This window comes from Leptolyngbya sp. FACHB-60, from assembly GCF_014695775.1.
Classification (GTDB): Bacteria; Cyanobacteriota; Cyanobacteriia; order Phormidesmidales; family Phormidesmidaceae; genus Nodosilinea.
The window spans coordinates 1-24,920 of the sequence record NZ_JACJOX010000070.1; the positions used below are offsets into that span (position 1 = coordinate 1).

Below are 24,920 nucleotides of genomic sequence, written 5' to 3' on the forward strand. Positions count from 1 at the left end.
ATGGTTTGTTCTGAAAAACCGGATGCGAAAACAGATTCAATCCGGCCAACCCTTTCGCCAAGTCGTTGACCAAGCCTTCGTTGACTGACCGAATCTATCCACGGATTGCTATAACTAACCAGTACAGTCGGGATGGATGAGTCGATCCGCGCAAATGACTTCTGAAAGCCTTAATTTGAGTGCCTTTGGGGAGCCTGCGGTCACAATCAACCACCTTGGACAGGAGAGATTGAAAGTCCCAGCAAAACCATCGTTCTGGGCCAGCTCTTTGTCACAATCAACCACCTTGGACAGGAGAGATTGAAAGTCGAAGCCCCAAAGCCGAGCACTTCTAAACTTGTATCACAATCAACCTCCCTGGACAGGAGAGATTGAAAGTTACTCAGCCAGGTACAGGCCATTAACGAGTCAGGTCCCAATCGACCTCCCTGGACAGGGGAGGTTGAAAGATGAGGTTCAGAAAAATCTGGAGCGAGTTGAAAGAAGGCAGTGGATTGTGATTCTTGCATGAATCGGCATTTAGCCACCGCTACAAGGCAGCAAGCGACACTTATTTTGTCACTGCCGCTTCAACGACAGCAATGTGTCTCGATGACACTAACTTGTCATCGATGACAGCAATGTGTCACTGATGACAAACAAAGTGTCACTGTACAACAACAAGGGCGGATGATGGGGCTCGAACCCACGAATGGTGGAATCACAATCCACTGCCTTAACCACTTGGCTACACCCGCCATATTCGCGATACTTAATATAGCATCAATGATTGCCTTAGTGCTAAGCTCGGTCAACTTTTGTTCAGATGATTTCCAAAGCCGAGGCCCCGTAGCGGAGAGCTGACCTAAAAGCACCTGAGGGGATTGAGATTCCCTCCCGTTGAGGGTGGCCGTTTTTGCATCCAGGCGGCAATGTTGTGCCGTATTGGGATTATCTGTCTCAGGGGTTCGCTATGCCGGTTTCAATCATCATTCCCACCTGGAATGAAGCGGCCTATCTTGGCCGTACCTTAAATGTGTTGCAAGGTCTCAACCCGCCCCCACGCGAAATTTTATTGGTGGATGGGGGCAGCTGCGATCGCACTCTGGCGATCGCTCGCGCCTGGGCCGATCGTCTACCGTTAACAGTGCTCCAGGCTCCTGCACCGGGGCGATCGGTGCAGATGAATTGGGGGGCCGCTGCGGCCAAGGGCGACGTGCTGTGCTTTCTTCATGCTGACACTCTCATCCCCGACGACCTGGTACAAGTAGTAGAAGGCACCTTAGCCAACCCCACGGTGGCAGGCGGGGGGTTTATCTCCCTGATGGCCGGGCCGCGAAAAACTCGCTGGGGCATTTCGCTGCACAATGCCCTCAAAACTTACTACGCGCCGCTGCTGTTTCGACCTCATTTGTTTATCCGGGGGCTGCGACTGCTGTTTGGCGACCAGGTGATGTTCTGTCGCCGAGTTGATTTTATGGCCTGCGGTGGCTTTGACCCTGCCCTGCCGATTATGGAAGAAGCTGACCTGTGCATCAAGCTTTGCCGTCGGGGCCGCCTGCGCCAGCTTAGCAGAGTCGTACAATCTTCAGACCGGCGAGTGGCTGCCTGGGGGACCCTAAAGGCTAACGCCATCTATTTGATGGTCGGGGTACTGTGGGGCATGGGGGTGCCTGCCACCACCCTGAAGCGATTTTATGAGGAAGTACGTTAGGGCCGGTCAATAGGGCAAAAGAGCAAAAATTGAAGAGCGAAAAATTGAAAAAATTCTCAATAGGCTAAATCCTGGCATTTTGAGCTGTCCTGACTGAGATTTCATCTGCTGCGGATAAAATCCTAAAGCAGTTTGTATGCAAGCAGTTCTATAGTGATAGCCACTGGCGTTGGACTCCCAGTCACTGCTACCGGCAATTGGGACGGCGCACGGTGTGTAGCGATCGCAGCGGATGATCCAAACCGCCCCAACGCCTACTCAATGGCTCTATGCCCAACTGGGCCGTTCGCCCTGCAATAGCTACCGCCTTAAGCGTGGGTTGGCTATACACCAACTCACGTCAACTACTTAGGACGCTGAGCGTTGAGGCTCCAGTCGTAGGTTAGGTAACGGATCTCAGTCAGCGCCGATAGGGGCGAACTCGGGCTGAGGTACGTGCCGATATAGTCGGGCACGGAGGGGGCAACCCGCAAAAAGTCTTCGCCGTACCACTTAAAGATCTTGCTACAGTAGAGCACTCTGGCGTCGGCGTCGTAGCGCACCTTATCGGGATTATGAATGAAGCGGTGGGCGTCGGTTTCGAGCTGGGCCTCAACAATATCGGGCCAGTAGGCTTCATTACGCAGAATCGGGCATCCCCCCGAGGCACAGACCAGGGCAAAGTGAGTGCGGGGCTCTTTGAACTGGGGGCGCAAAGTGCCGTGCTCAATGTCGTTTAGACTCACAGATTTGCCATCCAATCGGTAGAGAGAGCGGCTAAAAAATCGCCAGAATGCCAGCCAGTTGGGCACCCCCAGCACCTTTGGCAAAATCGAGTCGAAGGGGTAGCGTGCCAGTACCTGCTGAACAACGAGGGCGTTGTAGAGGTTAATGAGCAGGGCCAGCGATTCTTCAGCGGCCAAGCCATCACGGCTGTCAGGCAGAGAGGCCAGCCAGGCGTCTAAATCGGGGGCAGCCTCGCGCTGCCAGCGGGCATAATCAACCCGGCCCTGATCATCGATGTAGGTCTGAAGCAGCCTATTCCAGGGGGTAAAATTCAGCATGCCCATCTCCTGCGGCGTTTAAGGCCTATGTTTTCCATACCAAACCCAATAGTGCCGCTACGGCCTTTGGCGCAGACCTTGGCCTGGTGGGCCGTAGGTCGCTGGGTGCGGCGGACGTTTCCAGGGGTGCCGACCCTGACGACCCAACAGCTCGCCGATTGGTTAGGCCAGGGCAGCGCGCCTTCCCCTATTCTGCTTGATGTGCGCCGAGACGACGAGTTTGCCCTTAGCCACCTGCCAGGAGCTCACCGCGCCGCTAGTCTAGAGGCGGCGCTGGCCCTGGGGTTAGACCCAAATCGGCCCATTGTGGCCTACTGTTCGGTGGGCTACCGCTCGGCCCGACTGGTGAATCAACTGCAAGGGCTGGGCTATACCGAGGTGTATAACCTGGCAGGGTCGATCTTTAAGTGGGCGAATGAGGAGCGATCGCTGGTTAGCCAAAGCCAGCCAGAGCCCCGCGTGCACCCTTACAACGCCATCTGGGGAAAGTTGCTCAAGCCAGGCCTGGCTGCGCCCCTAACCAAAAATGATGGAGAGCCGTCGAGGGACGACAGCGTTTCCTAGCCACCTCCGCTGACGATGCGCTCCCACTGGGGTAGGTCGGCGGGATAGTCGATGTCGGTGAGGGGGGTCAACAGCTCAACGGTGAGCCCTTGAGCCGTGGCGATCGCCAGAGTTTGCCCCAGCACCCGATCGGTGCCCCAGTCGATGTCTTTGAACAGAGCAGTCTCTAACCGCCGCAGCCCAATCAGGTAGTAGCCACCGTCGGTAGCGGGGCCGATCGCCACATCGACCCGCTCTAATGCCTGAAGAGCGGCGGCTAGGTGATTGCCACCCAAGGCAGGGCAGTCACTGCCAATGGCGATCGCCCCAGGGCGGCCCAGATCAAAGCTTTGGCCAAAAGCGGCGATCAGGCGATCGCCCAGGGAACCAGAACTTTGGTCGCAATAGGTGACGGCATTGCCCAGCCAGCCCTGCATCTGCGCCAGACTGCCCCCAGCAAAGTGAACTTCTACCACCAGGGGCAAACCCTGGGTCGCAGCCGTCACGTGAGTGAACACATGCTCAGTCATCTGGCGCTGCAGATCTGCGGCCCCCTCCGGCCCCAAGTGGGGAATCAGTCGAGTTTTGGTACGTCCGGGCTCTGGGTAGCGGGTAAACATCAGCAGGCCAAAGGGCCTAGCCTGTGGTCGAGCCATAGTGAACCTGCCTACGGTATTGCTTCTATCAAGGGTCGGTGTTGCTCCAGGGGGCAACCTGGGGCGATCGCAAGGCAACGAGCTATCAATAGTCTGCTACCCAACAACGACCCAGCGCCCTAGTCTATCCCAACGAAAAAGGCGCGGCCTCGGCCGCGCCTTGATGCATCGGTTCCACCATGACGGGGAACCTGGTAGATGCATTAGCGAGTCGGCACGTTGCCAGGCCGCACCGTAATGATTTGCTCGCGACCGTCGCGCCGTAGGGTCAAGGCTAAATCTTGGCCGACAGTCGATTCCTCCACCGCCTGTTGTACGGCAGCACTTTCTTTAACGGGCTGACCCTCAATGGCCACAATCACATCACCTTCGCGCAGGCCACCTCGAGCTGCTGGGGAGTTAGGCATCACCTGCACAATCAGCACACCTTCCTCTTCTTCCACGGTGAAAGGTCGGTCGGGGCTGTTGTTAATGTTTTCCTTGATCTCAGGCGACAGATTCGCCATCTGAATGCCGAGGAAGGCATGCTCGACCTGGCCGGTTTCAATCAGCTGTGCGCTGATTCGCTGCACGGTATTGATGGGAATGGCAAAGCCAATGCCCTGCGCCCCTTGGATGATGGCGGTGTTGACGCCAATCACCTCGCCATTGAGATTGAGCAAGGGGCCGCCAGAGTTGCCGGGGTTGATGGCGGCATCGGTTTGAATGAAGTTGACCCGCTTGTCGGGCACGCCCACCTCGCGGCTGGAGCGACCAGTGGCACTGATGATCCCGGCGGTAACCGTGCTGTCGAGGCCCAGCGGGTTGCCAATAGCGATTGCCCATTCGCCAGGCTGAAGCCGATCTGAGTCACTGATGGATACGGTAGGCAGGTTATCGGCCTCAATTTTGATCACGGCCACGTCAGTCACCTGATCGGCCCCCAGCACCTCGCCAGTGAAGCTACGACCGTCTGTCAGAGTAACCTGAACCTCGTCGGCCCCAGCTACCACGTGGGCGTTGGTGATAATTTGCCCGTCGGCGGAGGTAATAAAGCCAGAACCCACACCCCGCTGCACCTGCTCCCCTGGAGGCTGCATGTTGCCAAAGAACTGCCGGAAGAACGGGTCCTGGAACATCGGCGGCAGGTTGGTTTGCACCGTGCGGGTCGCGTTAATGCGAACAACCGAGGGTTCTACCTGGCGCACAATGTCAGCGATGACGTTGGGGCCAGACATCGAGGGCGCGATCGCCAACCCGTTCTGAACACTGCTGCCCTGGGGCTGGTCTTGAGCCTCTGCCTCAGGGGCGACCGAATCGCGATCGCCGTTCCAAAAGCCGTTGTCCCAAAAGACGTCGGTCGTGGTTGGCTGGTTGCTGGTCGAAGGCTGCACCAAAGTGCTGATGGCCTGACCACCGGCAGTGGCGATCCCTGCCCCCAACATCACCAGGGCTAACGACTTAGCGGCGGGCCGCACACTGCGCCCAGAACCCCGCTCAGAAACTGGCTCGGAACGCCCAGAACCATCCTTCTCCATTGCTGTTACCTCGTTTGTATCTCGCATGTTTACAACAATAGAGTTATGGTATGGCGCAGCAATGGCGGGTGGGTGGCGAAGCTGTGACACTTTGGCCCGTTTGACTGTGACGATTTGACGCAGGGGAGATGGGGTATAGGGTTGAGGGTATAGGGGTTAGGGAATGGCCTTACTCCTTATCCTCGCCCTCAAGCCCTCTAGTATTTGATGCCGTCGCGCTCCTTGTCCTTCTTGGGCACGTTGGGCACGTTGGGCGCGGCGTTTTTGGCCACAAAGTCAATAATCTTGCCCGCCACATCCATGTCGGTGGCCTTTTCGATTCCCTCTAGGCCGGGCGACGAGTTGACCTCCATCACCACGGGGCCGTGGTTGGAGCGCAGCAGATCTACCCCCGCCACTCGCAGGCCCATAGCCTTGGCAGCGCGAATGGCGGTACTGCGTTCCTCGGGAGTGAGGCGCACCCGACTGGCCGATCCACCCCGGTGCAGGTTAGAGCGAAATTCCCCCGGTGCCCCTTGGCGCTTCATGGCGGCCACCACCTTGTCACCGACCACAAAGCAGCGGATATCCATGCCGCCCGCTTCCTTAATAAATTCCTGTACCAGAATGTTGGCGTCGAGGCCGCGAAAGGCCTCAATCACAGACTTAGCCGCCTGCTGGGTTTCGGCCAGCACCACGCCAATGCCCTGAGTGCCCTCCAGCAGCTTGATCACCAGGGGGGCACCGCCAACAATGTCAACTAGGCCGTCGATGTCTTTGGTGGAGTGGGCAAAGCCGGTCACCGGCAGGCCAATGCCTCGACGGGCCATGATCTGGAGCGACCTGAGTTTGTCGCGCGACCTGGAAATCGCCATGGAGGTATTGGCCGTAAATACCCCCATAATTTCAAACTGGCGCACCACCGCCGTGCCGTAGAACGTGTTCGACGCCCCGATGCGGGGAATCACCGCATCGATATCGATCAAGGGTTGGCTTTGATACATCACCTTGGGCTGGTGGGAGGTGATGTTCATGTAGCAGCGTAGGTGGTCGATCACCTGCATTTCGTGACCACGCTCTTCCCCCGCCTGCTTCAGCCGCCGAGTCGAGTAGAGGGTGGCATCCCTGGATAAAATCGCAATTTTCATGGCGCTTCTAGGAGTCATCCTTGGGGGTAGTGCTTAGGGGTTAGATATTGGCAAAGAGGTCTGTGCGGGCAGGGGGTGCAGGTACGATCGCCCCGGATCAACCAAATAGCGGCGACGCACTGCTTGGCGACCCAGCAGCATGCGAAAGCCCATCTCGTCTCGGTTGGCCAGCGTCAGCTCAATGGCCCAGACCGCGCCGCCCACCTGCACCAGGGTTTCAATCACCGGACGCATCTCCTCCTGCCCCCCGGAGTTGCGCACCAGGCGCTCCTCTAGCAGAGCGGCCTCGGCGGTCACAATATAGTCATCGTTGCGCTGGATTGGGTGGGCGTGAAAGCGCACCATCGCCCTGCCTGCCCGCTCAAACCGCTCCACAGCAAAGGCGTGGAGCGCCGAGGACCGCGCCCCGGTATCAATCTTCGCTTTGATAGCCTCAACCCCCAGCGTCGGCAGGGCTATCCACTCTCGCCAGCCAATAATTGCAGCCGTTGCAGCACCAGAACTCATACCACCTCTGAGAGCATAACAGGACAGGGGACGGTTTTAGCCTAGGGGCTACCCGCCTGGGGAAGCGGGGTCAAAGGCTGGTCTGTCAGTGGGTCTAAGGAATCGCCCGCTGGTTCAGGATTGCGAGCGGGCACATTTTGCGGCGACTCAGGGGTGAGGGTAGCCAGCAGGCTCAGCAGGTAGGGCTCACCGCCGAGGGCAGCCGCAAAGGCAGGGGTCAGGGCGGGCTGAAAACGCTGATCGCCCTCCAAGGTGAGCTTGAAGTAGGCCAAACCCAGCACCTGCATGTAGGACCACACCAGCTCGGGGTTTAGACCAATCAGCTCTGGCGGAATTGTAAGCGGCTGATCGCTCTGGGTAATATCTCCAATCGTGGAGAAGTGGGTGCCCCGGTCGATCAACAATAGGTAGCGATCGCGGGCAGTCAGCCAGGTAAACGGCTCAATCTGTTCTGGAAAGGCAGGGGCCACCGTATCGGCCGTGCCCGCCACCACCATAATGGGCACCTGGATCTGGCCGTAGCCAGTCGGTCCAAACAGGGCACTGCCGATGGGGTTCATGATGAACACCGACTTGACGCGGGGATCGCCCAGACTGCTGCCTGGGTTATTTAGCCGCGCCGCCTGACATTGCAACAGCAGCGACGGATTAAACGACAGCGTGCCGGGGGGGCAGGCCGTCGCCAGCCCCGTCCGATCAAAGGTCGCCCCAGTCAGCGCCAGGGCCGTATAGCCCCCAAAGGACTGACCAATTATCCCCACCCGATCTAGATCGAGTCGCCTGCGAATGGGGGAGGGGCTTTGGTTTAACCGGGCCAGCGTGTTGAGGGTCAGCGACACATCCCGAGGCCGCCGCAAAAACTCTTCATCCTGCACCACCGCATCGGAGCGCCCCGCCAACAGGGCGTAGAGCTGCTGATCATTGCTGCCAGGGTGCTCTAAGGTAGCCACCGCAATGCCTCCGGTGGCCAGATATTCCGCCAGGTAGCTGTAGCTGTTGAGGGTGCCCCCCAGCCCGTGGGAGATCACCACCAGGGGAAACCCTGTGGCCGGCACCCCCTGTCGTCCTGGCAGCACCTCGGGCAGGTAGAGTTGCACTGGGCTGGGCAAACCGGGCACCACCACCTGAATGAGATCGACGCCATACTGGCGCTCGCTCTGCACCAGTTGCAGCAGCACGTCAGCATCGACGGGGTTGGCAGCGGCCTCAGCGGCGGCGATCGCCTGCACCTGGTTAAAGGCCGCCTCCGACTGCAAAATCGCCTGGTTGATCTCCTGGGCGATCGCCAGCCCCTCGATCAAATCAATGCGCATGGCCTCGGTAGGGTAGGTCTTGAGCACGTTGACCAGGGTAAAGCCACCCTCGGGGTCAGCGGCAGCCAAGATCAGCGCCCCGCGCAAAGCTTGCACATTAGCCTGGCGCACGGGGGTTTGCACCACTCGACCAATCTGCTCTAGCAGCAGCACCCCCTGCTCGGTGTAGAGAAACTGGGCCACGGCCACCGGGCTGAGCCCGGCTGGGGTGCTCAACACCTGTCGAATTTGGCTAAGCTGCTCATCCGAGATCTGGAGCTGCCGCCGATAGGCGTGCAGCTGGGGGGTAAGCTCGCCCGTAGTGGCAAATCGCTCCAGATCGGCGATCGGAATGGAACGCTGCAAAATACCGAAGGTGACAATCAGATTTTCGGCAGCGGCGCTGGGCAGGGCCGTCGCCAATGCCCCTAAAAGCCCTAGAGCCCAAGACAGGCCAAGCCGCCGCCAGGGGCGAGCGGTTTTCATCGAAGGAAGCATGGCAGGGCCTTTGCAGGTCACGGTGCGTAAAGAAGCCGCTAGGGGGAAATAGCCACGGGATGCGCCGAAATGTGGTCGAGCAGTCCTTCGCAGGCATCTAGCAGGAGATCGATGACGTAGGTAAACCCTTCAGGGCCACCATAATAGGGATCAGGAACATCTTTGTCGGGATGGGTGCGGCAAAAGTCGCACATCAGCCGCACCTTGTCGCGATGCTGGCCAGCGGGGTCGAGGGCCAAAATATCGCGGTAGTTTTGGCGATCCATCGCCAAAATATAGTCGAAGTGGTCAAAGTCAAAGGCGTCAAACTGGCGCGCCCGCCCCACTAGGTCAATGCCGTAGGCCTGGGCGGCCTGAGTCATGCGGCGATCGGGGGCGCTGCCCACATGATAGCTAGCGGTGCCCGCCGAATCGCACACCACCCGATCGCTCAGCTGCCGCTGCTCAATCAGGTGGTTCATAATATTTTCCGCCGAGGGCGACCTACAGATGTTGCCCAGGCAGACAAATAAAAGGCGCGTTGTCATAGCACTAGCAACCGAGCCTTACAGACCGGGCAGATTGAGGCCACCGGTGAGTACCTCCATGCGATCGCGCATGGTGGCCGTCGACTTTTCGTAGGCGTCTTTCATAGCGGTTGCTACTAGGTCAGAGAGCACCTCGGCCCCTTCGTTGAGAGCTTCGGGGGCAATGGTTACACCCTTAGGCTCTTGGTTGCCGCTCATGGTGACCTTGACCAGGCCACCGCCTGATTCTCCTTGGATCTCCATTTGCTCCAGCTCTTCTTGCAGCTGCTTGGCCCCCTCTTGAATCTGCTGGGCTTTCTTGAAGGCCTCGGTGAGTTCCTTCATCTTGCCTAACCCAAACCCAAATCCTTGACCTTGTGACATGGAGTTTCTCTCGAACGTACAGCGCGCTGGCGGCGTGAATTCTGTGGTGCCAATCAGCTATTAGATTCTAGCGCCCAGCGGCAAAATCTAAGACTTTGAGAGTATTTCGTCTAAAAAAACCTCCCGCTGAGGTAGGCAAGCTCGGCTGCTGGGTTGATCTCGGTGAAACTCCAGATCAGCATTGGGTTGGAACAATCTAAGTAGGGTTATCTACCCTTGGCCAAGGGTTGAGCTGAACCTTAGGCTTTATAAATAGAGATACATTCGGTTGCCCGCCGAGGTGTCGCCAAGTTGCTCACGTTAGGGCTAAGTGTAAAACTATGGGATTTTTTGACTCAGAGATCGTTCAGCAAGAGGCTATGCAGCTGTTTCAGGACTATCAGTCGCTGGTGCAGTTGGGGAGCGGCTACGGCAAGTTCGACCGCGAGGGCAAGAAAATGTATATTGCCCAGATGGAAGCCATGATGGAGCGCTACCACATTTTTATGAAGCGCTTTGAGCTTTCCGAAGACTTTCAGGCCCAAATGACCGTCGAACAGCTCAAAACCCAGCTGGGCCAGTTTGGCATGACCCCTGACATGATGTTTCAGCAAATGCAGCAGACCCTAGAGCGCATGAAAGCTGAGATTGGGACATAGCCCCCAGCTAAGCCCGGTTTGGCTAGAAAAGAGACTAGCGCTGCTACGCGGTATGGTAAGCCGCTTAGCCCAGGCCTCGCGCAACCTGCTCAGAAGCCATATCTTGGGGAGAGCTAAAGTTTGAAGTTCTCCATCAGGCGAACTGTTCCAGGAGAATCATCCACAGCAAAGCACGGTTAGAATGCGCGATCGCCCCGAAGACGAAGAGTTAGCCACAGTCCAGAATCAGGTGCAGCAATACAGCCAGCGCATCGACGGGCTACTGCTCTATCGGTCGGTGTTTGATTCACCCGTGGGGGCAACTTTTTTGGCGCTGCTAACGGCGCTGGAATCGGGGGATGCGGCTCTCAGTCTGCGCGCCTATGGTGCCTGGTTTCAGGCGCTGGCCGCCAGTGAAACCAGCTGGGGTCTATACCTGCTGCGGCAAATTGCCTACGCCGAGAACCCATTTACGCTGCAAGCTCAGCGCAAAGATTTTGCCCAATTGCCCACCGCCCTGGTGGAGGCCGCCCGCCGCGATTTAGACACCCTTCAGGCGCTCTATCAACTTGGCGGGGACACCATTGCGGGGTGGGTGCAAGCGATCGCCCAACTTCCTCAACCCCTCATAGCTTGGACTACGGACGAAACAATTTCACTGCCGCTAACGCTTCCCGAAAATGAGACCTGGGCCGATGCTGTAGAATCTTTAGCGGCTCACTATCGCCGCCACGGTGCAGGATTGCTGGCCCAGTACCGCGCCTTCACCTGGCACCAGGGCCAGCTGTGCGGCATTGCCGACCCCGACCCCATTCGCTTGGGAAACCTCACCGCCTACGACCACCCCCGACAGCAGCTGGTGCAAAACACCCTAGCGCTGCTCAAGGGTTACCCAGCGCTCAACGTGCTGCTCTACGGCAGTCGCGGCGTGGGTAAGTCATCCCTCGTTAAGGCCTTAGTGAATGAGTACGCCGATCAGGGGCTGCGGTTGGTGGAGGTGGCTAAGGCCGACCTGCAAGCCCTGCCGCAGATCGTAGGCGAGGTGCGATCGCGGCCCCAAAAATTTATCATTTTCGTCGATGACCTCTCCTTTGAGGACGACGACGACACCTTTAAAGCGCTCAAGGTGGTGCTAGAGGGCAGCACCACCGCCCGCCCCGCCAACGTGGTAGTCTATGCCACTTCCAACCGCCGCCACCTGGTGCGCGAATTCTTTAGCGATCGCCCCCGTCCCAGCGACCAAGACGAAGTGCAGTCGTGGGATACGATGCAGGAAAAGCTCTCCTTTAGCGATCGCTTTGGGCTCACCCTCACCTTTGAACCCACCGACCAGCCCACCTATCTAGCGATCATTTATCACCTGGCCCAGCAGGCCAATATTTCTCTCAACGAAGAAGACCTCACCGCCCGCGCCCTACAGTGGGCCACTCGACACAACGGGCGATCGGGCCGCACAGCGCGGCAGTTTATCGACTGGCTCACGGCCGATCTGGGCTTGGGGGAGCGATCGCCCTAGGGCCTGGTCAACCAACCAGCCAGGAATTCTATAGCGATGAACTAAGCTGCAACCCAGCAGCAGCGGGCCATGTAAGGTGACCCTAGCACTTCACCCATCCACTCCTCAACTAGGGGTAGGCACCCCATAGAGTTCTTCAATCAGCGCCAGATCCCAGTAGGAGGCTTCGATTTTGTGCCCGTCGAGGTCGCGCACAAAGCAGCCGTAGTAGGGCTCGCCGTAGTCGGGGCGAGGGCCAGGGGGGCCGTCGTCTTGAGCGCCAGCCGCGATCGCCGCCTCATAGAAGGCATGCACCGATTCTTTTGTAGGGGCGATGAACCCGATATGGGTGCCGTTGCCCACGGTGGCGATCTGGTTGTCGTGGGGCACCGCTATCCAAAACTCGGGATAGACTTTGCCGTAGGCGATCGCCCCAGGGTGCTCCATAATGCGCTTGCAGCCCAGGGCGGGCAAGATGCGATCGTAAAAGGCCACGGCCTTTTCAAAATCGTTGGTGCCCAGGGAAATGTGGGACAGAATGCTCGGGCTATCGGTCGCCATAGGAAAACCTTAGAATTCTGCGGTTAGCAAAACACCATAATAGTTCAAGCATACTAATTTCTTGCCAGAGTTAATCAAGGTTGAAGGTTTAGTCGGGGCCTTGTTTTAGAGCTACCAGCGATCGATATAGGTTCTGCTGGGCCTGGTGTTCTAACCGTTCCCGAAAAAAATCAGTGGTAAAGACTGAAGGTCGGTGCAGCAAGCTCTGAAGCATCTCAGCCCGCTTTTGACGAAATACATCCTCGGGAACCCAAGCATATTCCTGCCGAATTTGAGCGTCGTACTGCGTAAAGCGATCTACCTCTGCCCCTAAAATGGTCAGATCAATAAAATGGTCAGATCAATATTCACGACCAGGCGCATATCCATCGTGCTGGGCACAACATCGTGTTTTGTGGCCAAAATCATGGCATGGACAGATTGTTGGAGCGAATTTTCACCGCCCACGCTGTCAATCACCTGGACCACAAGATCAGCACTTCGCGCCTCGTTGTCTGCCCCGCGAGTCTCGTAAATAACATCGTGAAACCAGAGGGCAAGCTCTACCGCTGCTGGGTTTTCGGCCAGGTGGCAAGTGCGGTCAAACCAACCGAGGCATTCGCCCAGGTGTTGAAGGGTATGGTAGGCACGATGGGGTTCGGTGTAGCGATCGCACAAACCCCAAAACACCTGCGGTTCGGGTGAGGGCAAATTGAGCTTGTACCACAGGGTAGACCAACGAGGCAGTAGATGCACAATTTTAAGCAAGCCTGAGCTCAGCCTAGCCCCACTTGCCGATTCTCTGCTTCGAAGCGCAGCAGCATCGTCTAAAAACGTAGAAGGGGCGATCGCGCTAGCTGCGATCGCCCCCGCGCCTTAGCCGGGATCAAGCCTCAGAGGCTCAGCCTTAGCGCTTTTCAGTACCCTGCATGGGCCCACCCTCTGGGCCTGTGTTGCTGCTGCCGCTTTCGGGCTTAGCTTCTTCTTTTGCGTCGGTGGCTTGGTACATGCCGGTGTGACGCTGGCTTTCATCAAGGGGGGTGTTATACCCATCGCTAGACTCAGAAGATTGAGTCTGTTGGTCGCTTTCGGTGTTAGCCATAGTGGCGGTCTCCCAATGAGGTTATGTGTGCATAGTAGTTAGCTCTGCCCCTCAAGCTGATCTCCCTAGAGGTAGGGGTAAGGCGACTCATTAGAGAGAGATCGCCGGAGGATAGGCATGTTTTTGCCCCCTGGTTGCACCACCAAAACCCTTTGCGCCACCCCGTTTTCGCCCTACAGCAACCCTCGATATCGAATAAAAAGCAGCGTGACAGCCCACGACCCCAGCGCCACCTTGAGCGCCACCAAAATATTCAAAATGGGGATGATGCCGCCGCTCAGCAGGGTACCAAATTGCCCCAAGGGCAACTCCCCGCCCACCAAAGTAAACGCCGCCAGCACGATAAAAATCAGCACTGACACCTTTTCCCAGGCGGCGGCATGCCAGCGCTCGTAGATCGCCTGCATCCAATCCGGTGAGGCTGCTGTAATCGCAATCAGGCCGATCGCCGTGCCCCCGGCCACCCCCGCCGCAAACCCGCCCCCAGGGCTAAGATGGCCGCGAATGGCTAGCTCGATTCCTACCAGGGCAGCGATGGTGGCCCCTAGCCGGGCCAGCACAATGGAAGGCTGGTCGCTGAAGCTGTAGAAGGAGATCGTGGGCGTTTCGTCGGCCAGCAGGTACTTAGCACCCATGATGGCAATGGTAAACACCACGACCTCAAAGATGGTGTCGTAGAGGCGATTGCGGAAGATAATCCCCGAGACCGCGTTGGGAATGCCGGTATCGGCGGCGATCGCATCTACCACCGCCAGCTCAGCACTTGCCGTCGCCGGATCGGGCCAAAGCAGCATCTTGAGAAAGAACAGGAGCCCCGCCGTTAGGTAAACCCAAATCATAGATGCTCCTCCGTTAGGGCTGGGGAATGGGGTAAGGGGTCGAGATCGTCATCGCGGTATAGCTTGGCCTCTGCGATCGCCTCTGGCAGTTCTGTCGCAAAAATCTCCGCCAGCCGCCGCACTCGCACCAAAATATGGGGAGCCAGTTTCTCAGCGTTTGGCCCAGTCCTGTCCATTAGGCAGATGCCGTGCACCTCTTTAGCCGCCAGAGCCTGGCGCAGCGTCTGGTCATTGGCGTAGGGCACCAGCTCCAGCCGCAGCTGGTAGCGCTTCAGCAGCGCGCGCAAATAGTCGAGCAGCGGCTGCCACTGCAAGTTATTCTTGGCACCCTCGCCCTCCAATACTCCCAGCCGCATCACCAGCGACGATCGCACCGCCACCACGTAAAGGGTGATCGCCAGCATCGTCCCCACTAGGGCTTCGGTCAGGGCCACGTCAGCGCCGCCCAGCATGACGTAGACCAGAGCCGCGATCGCCCCTAAAATGCCCCGCATTACCAGCGCCTGGTAAGGGTTGCGCTGAAAGACCACCATCGCCGCCGACAGCGGCAGCAGCAGCATAATGGCGTAAACATAACTACTCATAATCGGGCTATCCGCCATGGTTCACCTCTTCGCCATCACCCGTGACGCAGTGGGCCAACACGTAGCCCAGCACCGTATTCCAAATCATCAGCGAGATCAGCGCCAGCACCAGCAGGGGCCATTCGTGGGGAATGCGCAGCAGCAGCCCCACCACGATCGCCATCGAGCCCAGGGTATCGGCTACCGATAGCCCATGCAGCTTGTAAAGCACCGATCGCCGACCCAGCAGGGGCCAAGTACCCCAATACCAAAACACCAGGCCCAGCACAATGCAGGCATAGCTGAGGATATTAATCATCACCACTCCAGTACATCGTCAACTCGCTTGATAATGTGGGCTAGCAGCATCAGGGCCGCATTGCCAACACTGAGAATAAGCACTCCCACCACGCCGATCATCCAGTCCTCCTGCAAGACAGCAATCACCAAAATCATCACCGAAGTTTTGGTGGCGATACTGGCAAACGCCAGCATGCGCTGCCAGATATCCTCATCCTGAAGGGCCTCAATCATCGGTATCAGCAAAGCTCCAATCATCGCGATCAGCACCAGAGTCATGGGGTCTCCCTCCGCTGAATGTAGTGAACTTCGTACCAGCCCTGACTGTGGTAGCGCTGCACAATGGTTTTAGGCGTAAAGGTAATCAGAAAAATATCTAAAAAGATCAGGCTGGGGGTGCGCCGAGGCTTGACCCGCTCCAGAACAACCGTTTCTTCACGGTGGGGGTAAAGCATGATTTCAAAGGCTTCTTTATAGGCCTGGGGAATCGCCACCACTACCTCCCACAAGGTGCGTAGCCAATCTTTGAGCAGGCCCACATTCGTCACGCCCCGAGGCAGCAGCAGGGTCACGCCCACCCCAATCACAATGTTGGCCCAGCTCAGGTCGGCAGTGAGCAAAAACCAGATGGTCAACCGCAAAATTATGTTTAGATATCCTGTCATGCCAGCACCATGCCAAACAAAACTATCAGCATCACACTCATCACCCCAATCAGATGTTCAAACTTCTCCAACACCTGGGGCAGTTTCACCGTCAATCGTTGAATGATGAGCAGGTAGACCAACCAGCCCAAGGCAATAATGGCCAACGGCTTGACGATATTGGCCAGGCTGTAGGCGTCGTAGTAGGCCACATTGGCCACTACCAGCCCCGCCAGCAGCAGCAGCACCGCCGGCCAAAACCCCCGCTTAACCACATGCTCTTTAACGTGACCGTGGGGCAAGAAAATAAACTTGGCAAAAGAAATCGCGGTGCCCAGGGCGGCCATGTTCATGGCAATCACCTGCCAGGGCAGCAAATTTTTCATGGTCAACACCTTGGCCCCAAAGCCCGACAGCAGTGGGAAGCCGGAAATCGAGAAGCTGGCAATTACCAGAGCAATCCAGATCGGGGTGTGAATGGGCTGATTGTGCAGTTCTTTAAAACTGCGGCTGGGTAGCGACCCCGCCGTCAAAAACAGGGCGGATTTGACCAGGCCGTGGGTGAGGGCATAAAAACCACCCACCTCGGGGGCCGCTAGCACAAACCCCATCTGCGACACCGTGTGAAAGGCGAGCATTCGCTTGGTGTCTTTTTCAAACATGGCGTAGGCAACCCCCAGCAGAGCGGTGCCCGCCCCAAAGATGCGGACGATTGGGTCAATGTTTTCTAGCATGAGCGCTAGACGCACCAGCGGAAACACCCCCGCCTTTATCACCACCCCCGACATCAGCGCCGAGACCGGAGTCTCTGACTCTGAGTGGGTCAGGGGCAGCCACAGCCCCGAGATAAAAATACCGCCCTTGGTCAGCAGGCCCACAAACAGCAGGGCTACGGCCTCGATTGGGGCACCCTCTAGGGCCGCAAAGGCAAAGGATTGGTGAGTTTGGTAGACCAGTGCTGCCCCCATCAGGTAGAACAGCAGGGCGGTATTGCTGACAAAGAGGTAGCGCAGGGCTACCCACAGGCTGCGATCGCTGCGGGGATAGGTAATCAGCAAAAACGTGGCAATCCCGATTACCTCTAGCGCCACGTAGAGGCTGATCAAATCGGCACAGATAAACGCCGCATTGACGCTGCCGTGGAGAATGATCACCTGGGTGTAGAAAAAGGCAGTTTTGCCGCTGTACCAGCAGTAGAGAATCACCGCTGCCGTCACCAGAGCATTGGTGAGAATGAAAAAGGCGCTGAGGTCGTCGGCCATCAGCGTTACGCCAAAGTTGTCGAGCAGTTGCCAATTCAAGGGAACAGGCTGCCAAAACAGCACCATGGCGAAGGCCATCGACACCAGGGTGACGAGCAGAGCCAGAATGCGATCGCGCTGGGGCAGCAGGTAAATGCTAAACCCCACAAAAAAGGGCAGGGTCAGCCACACCATCATCACGGTCGTCATGGCTAACGTCATGATTGGCACCTCTTACAGCTATAGGACCTCATACCACCCATGACTGCGCAATCCAAAACAACACCACCAGCACCAAACTCATGTTCCCCACCAGGTTGTCAAACCGTTCCATAACTTGAGGAAGCGTCAGGTTCACCCGCTGAATCACCAGCCAGTGAATCAGACCACCCAGCGCAATAATGGTCAGAGCCTTGCCCACATTGCCAGGGGCATAGGCGTCGAGATAGCCAAGGTTGGCCAGCAATAGACCTCCCAACAGCAGCGTCAGCGCCATCCATAGACCCGGCTGGGCCGCCCAACGGTCGGTCTTGGGGATGGGGCGATGGGGCAAAAAGACAAATTTGGCGTAGAGAATAGCCGTGCCAACGGCGGCACAATTGAGCACGGCCACCTGCCAGGGCAGTCCCTGCTTGAGCGTGAGCATTTTGGCGCTAAACCCCGCAAAAAATGGAAATCCCGAGATAGACAGACTGCCAAACACCAGCGGCACCCAGTAGGCAGTGTCGATGGGCTGTTGCCTCAGCACCGGCAGGCTGCGGCTAGGCAGCTTGCCCACCACTAGAAATAGCGCCGCCTTACCCAGCCCGTGGGCCAAAGCATAGAACCCCGCTGCCTCAGGAATCGCCAATATCCAGCCCACCTGCGACAGGGTGCTACAGGCCAAAACCCGCTTGGTATCGGTTTCGATTAGGGCGTAGAGCACCCCCAGCACCGCCGCCGCCACGCCAAACAGTCGCACCACCGGATCTAGAGTTTCGACCATCAGGGCAAAGCGCACCAGGGGAAACACCCCAGCCTTTACCACCACCCCCGAAAGCATGGCCGAAACCGGGCTCTCGGCCTCCGAATGGGTCAACGGTAGCCACAGCCCCGAGACAAAAATGCCTCCTTTGACCAATAGGCCCAAAAAAATCAGCGCCTGAGCTTCCGCAGGGGCACCCTGCAACCCGGTAAAAGCAAAAGACTGGTGGGTTTGGTAGACCAGTACAGCCCCTACCAGGTAAAACAGCATGGCCGTATTGCTGACAAACAGATAGCGCAGGGCTACCCACAGACTGCGATCGCTGCGCGGATGAGCAATCAGCAAAAACGCCGCAATCCCAATTACCTCCAGGGCTACATAAAGGCTGATCAAATCGGCACAGATGAATACCGCGTTGATGCTGCCGTGGAGAATGATCACCTGGGTATAGAAAAACCTGGCCTTATCAGTACCCCAGCAGTAGAGAATGACCGCTACCATCACCAAGGCGTTGGTGAGAATGAAAAAGGCGCTCAAGTTGTCTACCAACAGCGAAACGCCAAAGCTGTTCAGCAGGGTCAGGGCCAGAGGGTCTGGCTGGAAAAACAGCGTGATGGCATAGGCCAGCGATGGCAGCATCACCCCCAGCGCCAAAACTCGACCGTCAAAGATTGCCCTCGACCGGCGATCGCCCTGGGGCAGCAGGTACAGGCTAAACGCCACCAAAAACGGCAGCGCGATCCATAGCACAGTCCACAGCATCATGGCCGGTACTCCTCCTCAATAGCGCGGGTCTCCAGAGTAGGGTTATCGCGGGCCAGCTTCATCACCGCCACCAGCATCAGTGCCTGAATCGAAAAGCCAATCACGATCGCCGTCAAAATTACCGCTTGGGGCACCGGGTCAGCGTAGGCTGTCGGGGGCGTACCGTTGAGAATTGGCGTATAGGTGCCATCATGGGCGGCAACCAGCACAAACAGCGCAATCACTCCGGTGCTCATCACATCCATCGCGATGATCTTCATCACCAAATTTTCTTTCAGCAAAATGCCAAAGAAACCTAAAAGAATGGTGGCGTAAACACAGGCGTAGAGCATGGGTTCAAGAAAGGAGGAGAAAAGTGAGGAAGATGGGGAGATGAGGAAGTGAAAAGTGCTATGAGGCCGATCGCAGCGGCCAAAAGGCCCATTCGCAAAGCAGAAGTTTAAACCGATGATCGATCAGTCCTTTCCGTGAGGTCCAGGACGACGGAACGTCTTGGTCGTAGGCCGAAGGACGTGCGGAGCCGGGGGTCTGGGGCCAGCGAAATGGCCCCAGCAGCAAATCTGGCTTTTAACCCCCAACTGTGCGCCGCAAAACCCCTAGGCAAAAACTACGGGATGAACACTAAGAAGCCACATCAGCCGGTTCAGGCACAGCCACCTCCGCGATCGCAGCCACCTCACTGCCCTTAAACGCAACCCGCAAAAACGGCGGAGCCAAAAACGTCGTTGCAATCACCATGATGATAATTGCCGCCTCCAAAGGCTTAGTCAGCACCCCACTGGCCGAGCCAATGCCCGCAAACACTAGCCCTACCTCACCCCGAGGCACCATACCAATACCGATCGCCAGACGGTTCAGCGGCTGACCAAACGTTGTCCAGCCCGTCACCACCTTGCCCACGATCGCTACCGCCAGCAAAAACACCGCAATCACCAACCCTTCTCGGTTAGCCGCCACCGCCGGGTTCAACACCCCCAGATCGGCCTTAGCTCCCACCGTCACAAAGAAGATTGGCACCAAAATATCGGCAATGGGCATGATCTGGCGATCGAGCTCCTTGCGCTTGTCGGTCTCATCGAGCACCAGACCTGCCGCAAAGGCCCCAAGAATAGCTTCTAGGTGAATCACGTTGGCGAAAAAGGCCATCAAAAACGCGAAGGTAATCGCCGGAATCACCAGGTTGCCGCGGGTTTGCAGCTTGTCTGCGATCGCCACAAACGAGCTATTAAAAAACTTGCCTAGGAAAATCGCCCCCAGCAAAAACCCCGTGGCGCTGATGATCAGATACACCACATTCATCACATCCACCTCGCCGGTTTTGGCCAGACTGGCCACTACCGCTAGCACGATGATGCCCAGCACATCGTCAATCACCGCCGCGCCAACAATGATTTGCCCCTCAGCCGACTTCAGCTGACCAATCTCCGACAGCACCTTCGAGGTAATGCCAATGCTGGTCGCCGTCAGCGCCGCCCCGGCAAAAATTGCCGGAATCGTCGGCACGTGGAACAGCAGCATTAACCCCGCCGTGCCCAGGCCAAACGGAGCAGCTACCCCGACCACTGCCACGATCGCCGCCTGGTAGCCTACCTTTTGCAGTTCCCGCAGGTCAGACTCCAAGCCAATCTCAAACAGCAGAATAATCACCCCCAGCTCGGCCAGCACCGAGACCACCTCACTCTGGCTGCGAAACACCTCCGCCACGGCCTCGGGGGTGAGCCCGCCCAGCCACTGCAAAATCCCCATCAGCTGGGAATCCGCTGCGATCGCCCCACTTTCTGGAAACACAATCAGATGTAAGGCCGATGTACCAACCACCACACCAGCCACCAGTTCTCCCAGCACCGGCGGTAAGTCTAACAGCTTAGAAATTTCGCCCCCCAGCTTGCTGGCCACATAAATGACCACCAGACTGAGCAGCACCCCAGCCAGCACCATTGAGCCAGTATCGGCCTCAGGGGTCTCCGCCACCAGCGGCACCATCCATGGAGATCCCAGCCAGGGTAGCCAGGACGCAGAAACAGAATGAGACAACAGCATAGATACCTTCTAAACTTTTTGACACAGACGATTACGACAGATTTAACCGGGTGTGAGTAGGCAGTGCCTACCAGCATTAGATCAGTGCTATTGGGCAGTGGTCAGGTGGAGCGATCGCCCCCGCCCAACCCTGCCGCCTTAGATCGCCGTAGCTCCCGGCTCAGCAGCGATCCGAGGCGGCTCCAGGTCATCGTGGGCAGCCAGCAGGCGCAGAGCGGCCTTCAGCGCTTCGGTACGAGTTTCCATCAGGTGATCAGGGGGCACAAACCGCAGCACACCCAGTTTTTCGAGCCGGGCCAGGGTTTTGTTCTGGCCCCCGACCACAAACACCTGCCGTCCGGCTTCGCTGGCATCTTGAATGGCATTTTCCAGGGCCAGAGCTGCCGTCACCCCTAGGTGAGGCACATCCTGCAGGTCCACAATCAGTACATCGTGGGCCACCATGGCGGTTTGCTCTTGAGAAATTGCCCGCGCCACCCCAAAGATCATGGGGCCATTGAGGTGGAACACGAGCACTCGGCCGTTGGCCTGATCCATCAGCGCCTTGTCTTCAGGGCTCATGGCTACATCGTCGTCAAAGTCGGTAATGGTGCGCACCTGGTTAGCCTGGAGCTTGCTGAGGCGATCGATAGTGAGAATGTTGGCGATAAACACGCCGACGCCCACCGCCACAATCAAATCCACAAACACCGTCAGAAACATCACGCCGTACATGATGGCGGAGCCCTTCCAAGACACCTTGTGGGCGCGCTTTAAAAAGCTCCAGTCCAAAATATCGAAACCGACCTTGACCGCAATACCGGCCAGCACCGCCAGGGGAATAGTTCTGGTCAGCGGTGCCGCCCACAGCACCACCACTAGCAAAATGCCCGCCCGCACTAGGCCCGACAGGGCAGTTTTGCCCCCGGCCTGAATGTTAACCACGGTGCCCATGGTGGCCCCAGCCCCCGGCATACCGCCAAACAGACCCGACATCATGTTGCCGATACCCTGGCCAATCAGTTCTTTGTCGGCATCACTCTGGGTGCGGGTAATGCTATCGGCAATCATCGCCGTCAGCAGGGCGTCAATACAGCCCAGCATCCCTAGCACCAGACCATCGACTAGCATGACCCGCACCTGATCGGCAGTGAAACTGGGCAACTGCAAGGACGGCAACCCGGTGGGAATCTCGCCAATCAGCCGCAGTTCAGCCCCGGAAAACACTGTCAGGGCCAGCAGGGTACCGGCTACCAGCACCAGCAGCTGGGGCGGCACCCAGCGATTAAACCGCTTAGGCATGAGAAACAGCACCGCCAGGGCAAACACTCCCAGGGCGACCTCCGCCGGATCTAGGGTACCAATCATATTGGGCAGGCTGGTCAGGGTACCTACCACGCCGCCTTTGGGGCTGGCATGGCCCAAAAAGGGGCCCAGCTGCAAAATAATCAGAATTACCCCAATGCCCGACATAAAGCCCGAAATCACCGGGTAGGGCATCAGCGTAACGTAGCGACCCAGCTTGAGAAATCCGAAAATAATCTGGAACAGACCCGCCAGCATGACCACGGTAAAGGCCATGGCCATGCCGTTTTCAGGGTCTGAGGCAACCAGTTGAGCAATAACGGCGGTAAATACCACCGTCATTGGCCCCGTAGGTTCTGAAATCAGCGTCGGCGTGCCCCCAAACAGCGCCGCAAAAAAACCAACAATGACCGCTCCGTAGAGGCCCGAGGCCGCTCCGGCCCCCGAAGCCACCCCAAAGGCCAGGGCCATTGGCAGGGCAATTACCGCAGCAGTAACGCCCCCAAATATGTCTCCGCGCGTATGGCGGAAGTTGATCCGATTCGTGATGCCCATCGCCAGCACTTAATTTCCTTTATTGAGTGAGATAAATGGTTAGAAATCTGGCATCGATAAAACTCTATGGAAGAACTTTATCATTTCTGCCTCAAAAATCCCATTGGATGAGCAATAGGTTTTTCTAATAGCACTGACAAGGCGGGGTTAGAGCCTCGTCAGCTATAGCCAGAGCCAGAGAACAGATGGATACCTCATCTACTCCCTGGCTCTAGCGGTGTATTGAGAATTTGAGAAGACTAGACTGCGGCAGCAACCTTTTTGCGCGGGAAAAAGTGCTTGAGCTGCACGGCGACTAGAGCGGTGACCAGGGTGCCAGCAGCGATCGCCACAATATATAGCCCCACATGCTCCACTGCGTTGGGTATCGCCAGCACAAAAATGCCGCCGTGGGGGGCCCGCAGGGTGCAGCCAAAGACCATTGACAGTGCCCCGGTCACCGCCGACCCCGCAATGCAGGCAGGCAAAATCCGCAGCGGATCGTTGGCCGCAAAGGGAATCGCTCCTTCAGTAATAAAGGAGATGCCCAGCACCGAGGCCACTTTTCCAGCCTCCTGCTCCGCCTGGTTGAAGTGCTTTTTAGAGACAAAGGTGGCCAGAGCCAAGCCTAGAGGTGGGGTCATCCCGGCAGCCATCACCGCTGCCATCGGCGCGTACAGGTTGCTAGCTAGTAGGCCCACCGCAAAGGTGTAGGCGGCTTTGTTTACCGGGCCGCCCATATCTACGGCCATCATCGCGCCGAGAATCAGGCCCAGCAGCAAGGCGTTGGTGCCAGTTAGCCCTTCTAGGTAAGCGGTCATACCCTCCATAATGAACCGCACCGGGCCACCAAAGACGTAGACCAGCAGCAGCCCCACCACTAGCGTGGCGAGTAGCGGTATGACCAGTACCGGCTTCAGCCCTTCAAAGTTAGCGGGCAGATTCACCTTGTCGCGCACAAACTTGGCGACATAACCGGCGAGAAAGCCCGAGAGAATGCCGCCGAGAAAACCCATGCCCAGGTTGGCGGCCAGCATACCGCCGATTAGGCCAGGGGCAATACCGGGGCGATCGGCAATGGAAAAGGCAATAAAGCCCGACAGCACCGGCACAATCAGCGAGAAGGCTGCGCCGCCGCCAATCTGCATCAGCGCGTCGCCAAAGGTGCCCTCTTCAGGGTTAATGCCAAACACAAAGGATAGGGCGATGGTTAAGCCGCCAGCCACAATCACTGGCAGCATGTAGCTCACCCCGGTTAGCAGGTGCTTATAGGGACCCGAGCGGCTTTCGGAGCGATCGGCTTTGGCCCGGTTTACCTCATCAACGTAGCTGCCCGAGCCGCCACTGCCACCGCCAACGACGGGCGCAGCCATCGCCGCAGTCACGACGTCTGCCCCATTGTGAATCGCCGCTTTAGTCGAGGTTTCGTACAGACGCTTACCGCCAAAGCGCGACAGATCGACGTGGGTATCAGCAGCAATAATCACCGCCTCAGCGCGGGCAATTTCGTCATCGGTGAGGGCATTTTGCGACCCAACGGAACCCTGGGTTTCGACCTTGATGTCGTGACCCAGCTTGAGGGCTCCCTGCTTCAGAGCTTCGGCAGCCATAAAGGTGTGGGCGATGCCCGTGGGGCAGGAGGTAATGCCCACGAAGAATTTGCTGGCCGGGGCGGCTACTGGGGTGGCTACGGCTCCCGTCTCAACACCCCTCTCAACTGTGGGTAGCTCCCCTGGCAGTGGGTCGTGGGGGTGGGGCGTGGTTCTGATCGCCCCCAGGCTAGGAACTTGCCCCACCAAGGCCACAGCGCTCTGAACCACCATTTCGGTGTTGCGAATGGCCTCGCTGGTGGAAACGGCGTAGACGGGTTTGTTGTGGAAGCGATCGCGCTCCACCACCCCATCGGCCCCCACAATCACCACATCGGCTTGCTGAATGTCGTTGGGGCTGAGGGCCGTGACGACACCACCCTGGGCCTCGGTCACAATCTCGTGGCCCATCGCCTGGGCCGTGCGCTTGAGGGCCTCTGCCGCCATTTGGGTATGGGCCTCGCCAGCGGTGCTAGCAGTAACGGCAACAATTTTTGTCATAGGTTTCCTACTGGTCTGTGAATACCTGATTCAAAAGCTTTTTCTGTTAAGGGGCGTAGGGTGGGCAATGCCCACCTTTTAGCTGTGGCAAGAGTTCCTAATTCACGTGGGTGGGACTGTGCTGCTTCTGGGTAAA

The 24,920-nt window shown here is 57.6% G+C and carries 26 protein-coding genes and 1 tRNA gene; 4 read left to right on the plus strand and 23 right to left on the minus strand.

What is annotated here, in order from left to right:
- Positions 1-664: 664 nt before the first annotated feature.
- Positions 665-737 (minus strand) — tRNA-His (locus H6F57_RS25145).
- Between the two features lie 215 nt (positions 738-952).
- Between H6F57_RS25145 and H6F57_RS25150 the strand changes: the two genes are divergently transcribed.
- Positions 953-1,693 carry a TIGR04283 family arsenosugar biosynthesis glycosyltransferase gene (locus H6F57_RS25150; protein WP_190631741.1) on the plus strand — a complete coding sequence of 247 codons (741 nt, stop codon included), beginning with the start codon at positions 953-955 and terminating at the stop codon, positions 1,691-1,693.
- 344 nt (positions 1,694-2,037) lie between these two features.
- On the opposite strand, the gene H6F57_RS25155 is transcribed toward H6F57_RS25150, so the two are convergent.
- Entirely contained in the window at positions 2,038-2,736 is a 699-nt protein-coding gene (locus H6F57_RS25155; protein ID WP_190631739.1) for a DUF547 domain-containing protein, read from the minus strand.
- A 27-nt stretch (positions 2,737-2,763) separates the two neighbouring features.
- Between H6F57_RS25155 and H6F57_RS25160 the strand changes: the two genes are divergently transcribed.
- Positions 2,764-3,300: a rhodanese-like domain-containing protein gene (locus H6F57_RS25160; RefSeq protein WP_190631737.1), complete on the plus strand. Its 537-nt coding sequence runs from the start codon at positions 2,764-2,766 to the stop codon at positions 3,298-3,300.
- Here H6F57_RS25160 and H6F57_RS25165 read toward each other — a convergent pair.
- The 7 genes from H6F57_RS25165 to H6F57_RS25195 all read right to left on the minus strand — a co-directional run bounded on the left by H6F57_RS25165 (position 3,297) and on the right by H6F57_RS25195 (position 9,766).
- Entirely contained in the window at positions 3,297-3,935 is a 639-nt protein-coding gene (locus tag H6F57_RS25165) for a TIGR04282 family arsenosugar biosynthesis glycosyltransferase (protein ID WP_190631735.1), read from the minus strand. The two genes, H6F57_RS25160 and H6F57_RS25165, sit on opposite strands and share 4 nt — an antisense overlap.
- Before the next feature lie 203 nt (positions 3,936-4,138).
- Complete coding sequence (locus tag H6F57_RS25170; protein WP_242025055.1) at positions 4,139-5,479, minus strand: HhoA/HhoB/HtrA family serine endopeptidase; 1,341 nt, start codon at positions 5,477-5,479, stop codon at positions 4,139-4,141.
- Between the two features lie 170 nt (positions 5,480-5,649).
- Complete coding sequence (gene rimK / locus H6F57_RS25175) at positions 5,650-6,579, minus strand: 30S ribosomal protein S6--L-glutamate ligase (protein WP_190631733.1); 930 nt, start codon at positions 6,577-6,579, stop codon at positions 5,650-5,652.
- 33 nt (positions 6,580-6,612) lie between these two features.
- Positions 6,613-7,086, minus strand: coding sequence for an ATP-dependent zinc protease (locus H6F57_RS25180; RefSeq protein WP_190631731.1), 474 nt, complete (start codon positions 7,084-7,086; stop codon positions 6,613-6,615).
- Positions 7,087-7,127: 41 nt separating this feature from the next.
- Positions 7,128-8,876 (minus strand): alpha/beta hydrolase, encoded by a 1,749-nt coding sequence (locus H6F57_RS25185; protein ID WP_190631729.1) that lies wholly within the window; start codon positions 8,874-8,876, stop codon positions 7,128-7,130.
- A gap of 38 nt (positions 8,877-8,914) precedes the next feature.
- On the minus strand, positions 8,915-9,403 hold the full coding sequence (locus H6F57_RS25190; protein WP_190631727.1) for a low molecular weight protein-tyrosine-phosphatase: 489 nt from the start codon (positions 9,401-9,403) through the stop codon (positions 8,915-8,917).
- Positions 9,404-9,421: 18 nt separating this feature from the next.
- A complete protein-coding gene (locus tag H6F57_RS25195; RefSeq protein WP_073611026.1) occupies positions 9,422-9,766 on the minus strand; it encodes a YbaB/EbfC family nucleoid-associated protein in 345 nt (114 codons plus the stop codon).
- Between the two features lie 320 nt (positions 9,767-10,086).
- On the opposite strand from H6F57_RS25195, the gene H6F57_RS25200 reads away from it, so the two are divergent.
- Positions 10,087-10,404 (plus strand): DUF1825 family protein, encoded by a 318-nt coding sequence (locus H6F57_RS25200; protein ID WP_190631724.1) that lies wholly within the window; start codon positions 10,087-10,089, stop codon positions 10,402-10,404.
- A gap of 181 nt (positions 10,405-10,585) precedes the next feature.
- On the plus strand, positions 10,586-11,899 hold the full coding sequence (locus tag H6F57_RS25205) for an ATP-binding protein (RefSeq protein ID WP_190631722.1): 1,314 nt from the start codon (positions 10,586-10,588) through the stop codon (positions 11,897-11,899).
- 105 nt (positions 11,900-12,004) lie between these two features.
- Here H6F57_RS25205 and H6F57_RS25210 read toward each other — a convergent pair whose 3' ends face one another.
- From H6F57_RS25210 to H6F57_RS25275, 14 genes are all read right to left on the minus strand, one after another.
- A complete protein-coding gene (locus tag H6F57_RS25210) occupies positions 12,005-12,439 on the minus strand; it encodes a VOC family protein (protein WP_190631721.1) in 435 nt (144 codons plus the stop codon).
- Between the two features lie 318 nt (positions 12,440-12,757).
- On the minus strand, positions 12,758-13,174 hold the full coding sequence (locus tag H6F57_RS25215; protein ID WP_190631719.1) for a hypothetical protein: 417 nt from the start codon (positions 13,172-13,174) through the stop codon (positions 12,758-12,760).
- Between the two features lie 151 nt (positions 13,175-13,325).
- Complete coding sequence (locus H6F57_RS25220; protein ID WP_190631717.1) at positions 13,326-13,520, minus strand: hypothetical protein; 195 nt, start codon at positions 13,518-13,520, stop codon at positions 13,326-13,328.
- A 173-nt stretch (positions 13,521-13,693) separates the two neighbouring features.
- Positions 13,694-14,359 (minus strand): Na(+)/H(+) antiporter subunit B, encoded by a 666-nt coding sequence (locus H6F57_RS25225; RefSeq protein WP_190631715.1) that lies wholly within the window; start codon positions 14,357-14,359, stop codon positions 13,694-13,696.
- Positions 14,356-14,943, minus strand: coding sequence for a DUF4040 domain-containing protein (locus tag H6F57_RS25230; protein ID WP_199290015.1), 588 nt, complete (start codon positions 14,941-14,943; stop codon positions 14,356-14,358). The genes H6F57_RS25225 and H6F57_RS25230 overlap by 4 nt, the downstream gene beginning before the upstream one ends.
- A 7-nt stretch (positions 14,944-14,950) precedes the next feature.
- Entirely contained in the window at positions 14,951-15,241 is a 291-nt protein-coding gene (locus H6F57_RS25235; RefSeq protein ID WP_190631713.1) for a monovalent cation/H(+) antiporter subunit G, read from the minus strand.
- Positions 15,241-15,501, minus strand: coding sequence for a hypothetical protein (locus tag H6F57_RS25240; RefSeq protein WP_190631710.1), 261 nt, complete (start codon positions 15,499-15,501; stop codon positions 15,241-15,243). The genes H6F57_RS25235 and H6F57_RS25240 overlap by 1 nt, the downstream gene beginning before the upstream one ends.
- Entirely contained in the window at positions 15,498-15,887 is a 390-nt protein-coding gene (locus tag H6F57_RS25245) for a cation:proton antiporter (RefSeq protein ID WP_190631708.1), read from the minus strand. The genes H6F57_RS25240 and H6F57_RS25245 overlap by 4 nt, the downstream gene beginning before the upstream one ends.
- Entirely contained in the window at positions 15,884-17,317 is a 1,434-nt protein-coding gene (locus H6F57_RS25250; RefSeq protein ID WP_190631743.1) for a cation:proton antiporter, read from the minus strand. Before H6F57_RS25250 ends, H6F57_RS25245 begins: the two co-directional genes overlap by 4 nt.
- 40 nt (positions 17,318-17,357) lie before the next feature.
- Entirely contained in the window at positions 17,358-18,836 is a 1,479-nt protein-coding gene (locus tag H6F57_RS25255) for a cation:proton antiporter (RefSeq protein ID WP_190631706.1), read from the minus strand.
- Positions 18,833-19,168 (minus strand): cation:proton antiporter subunit C, encoded by a 336-nt coding sequence (locus H6F57_RS25260; protein ID WP_190631704.1) that lies wholly within the window; start codon positions 19,166-19,168, stop codon positions 18,833-18,835. The genes H6F57_RS25255 and H6F57_RS25260 overlap by 4 nt, the downstream gene beginning before the upstream one ends.
- A 289-nt stretch (positions 19,169-19,457) precedes the next feature.
- Positions 19,458-20,876, minus strand: a complete 1,419-nt coding sequence (locus tag H6F57_RS25265) for a cation:proton antiporter (protein ID WP_190631703.1) — start codon at positions 20,874-20,876, stop codon at positions 19,458-19,460.
- 138 nt (positions 20,877-21,014) lie between these two features.
- The gene (locus H6F57_RS25270; RefSeq protein ID WP_190631701.1) at positions 21,015-22,715 is read right to left on the minus strand and encodes a SulP family inorganic anion transporter; all 1,701 of its coding nucleotides are present in this window, start codon (positions 22,713-22,715) and stop codon (positions 21,015-21,017) included.
- A gap of 239 nt (positions 22,716-22,954) precedes the next feature.
- On the minus strand, positions 22,955-24,784 hold the full coding sequence (locus H6F57_RS25275) for a PTS fructose-like transporter subunit IIB (RefSeq protein ID WP_190631699.1): 1,830 nt from the start codon (positions 24,782-24,784) through the stop codon (positions 22,955-22,957).
- Positions 24,785-24,920: the final 136 nt, after the last annotated feature.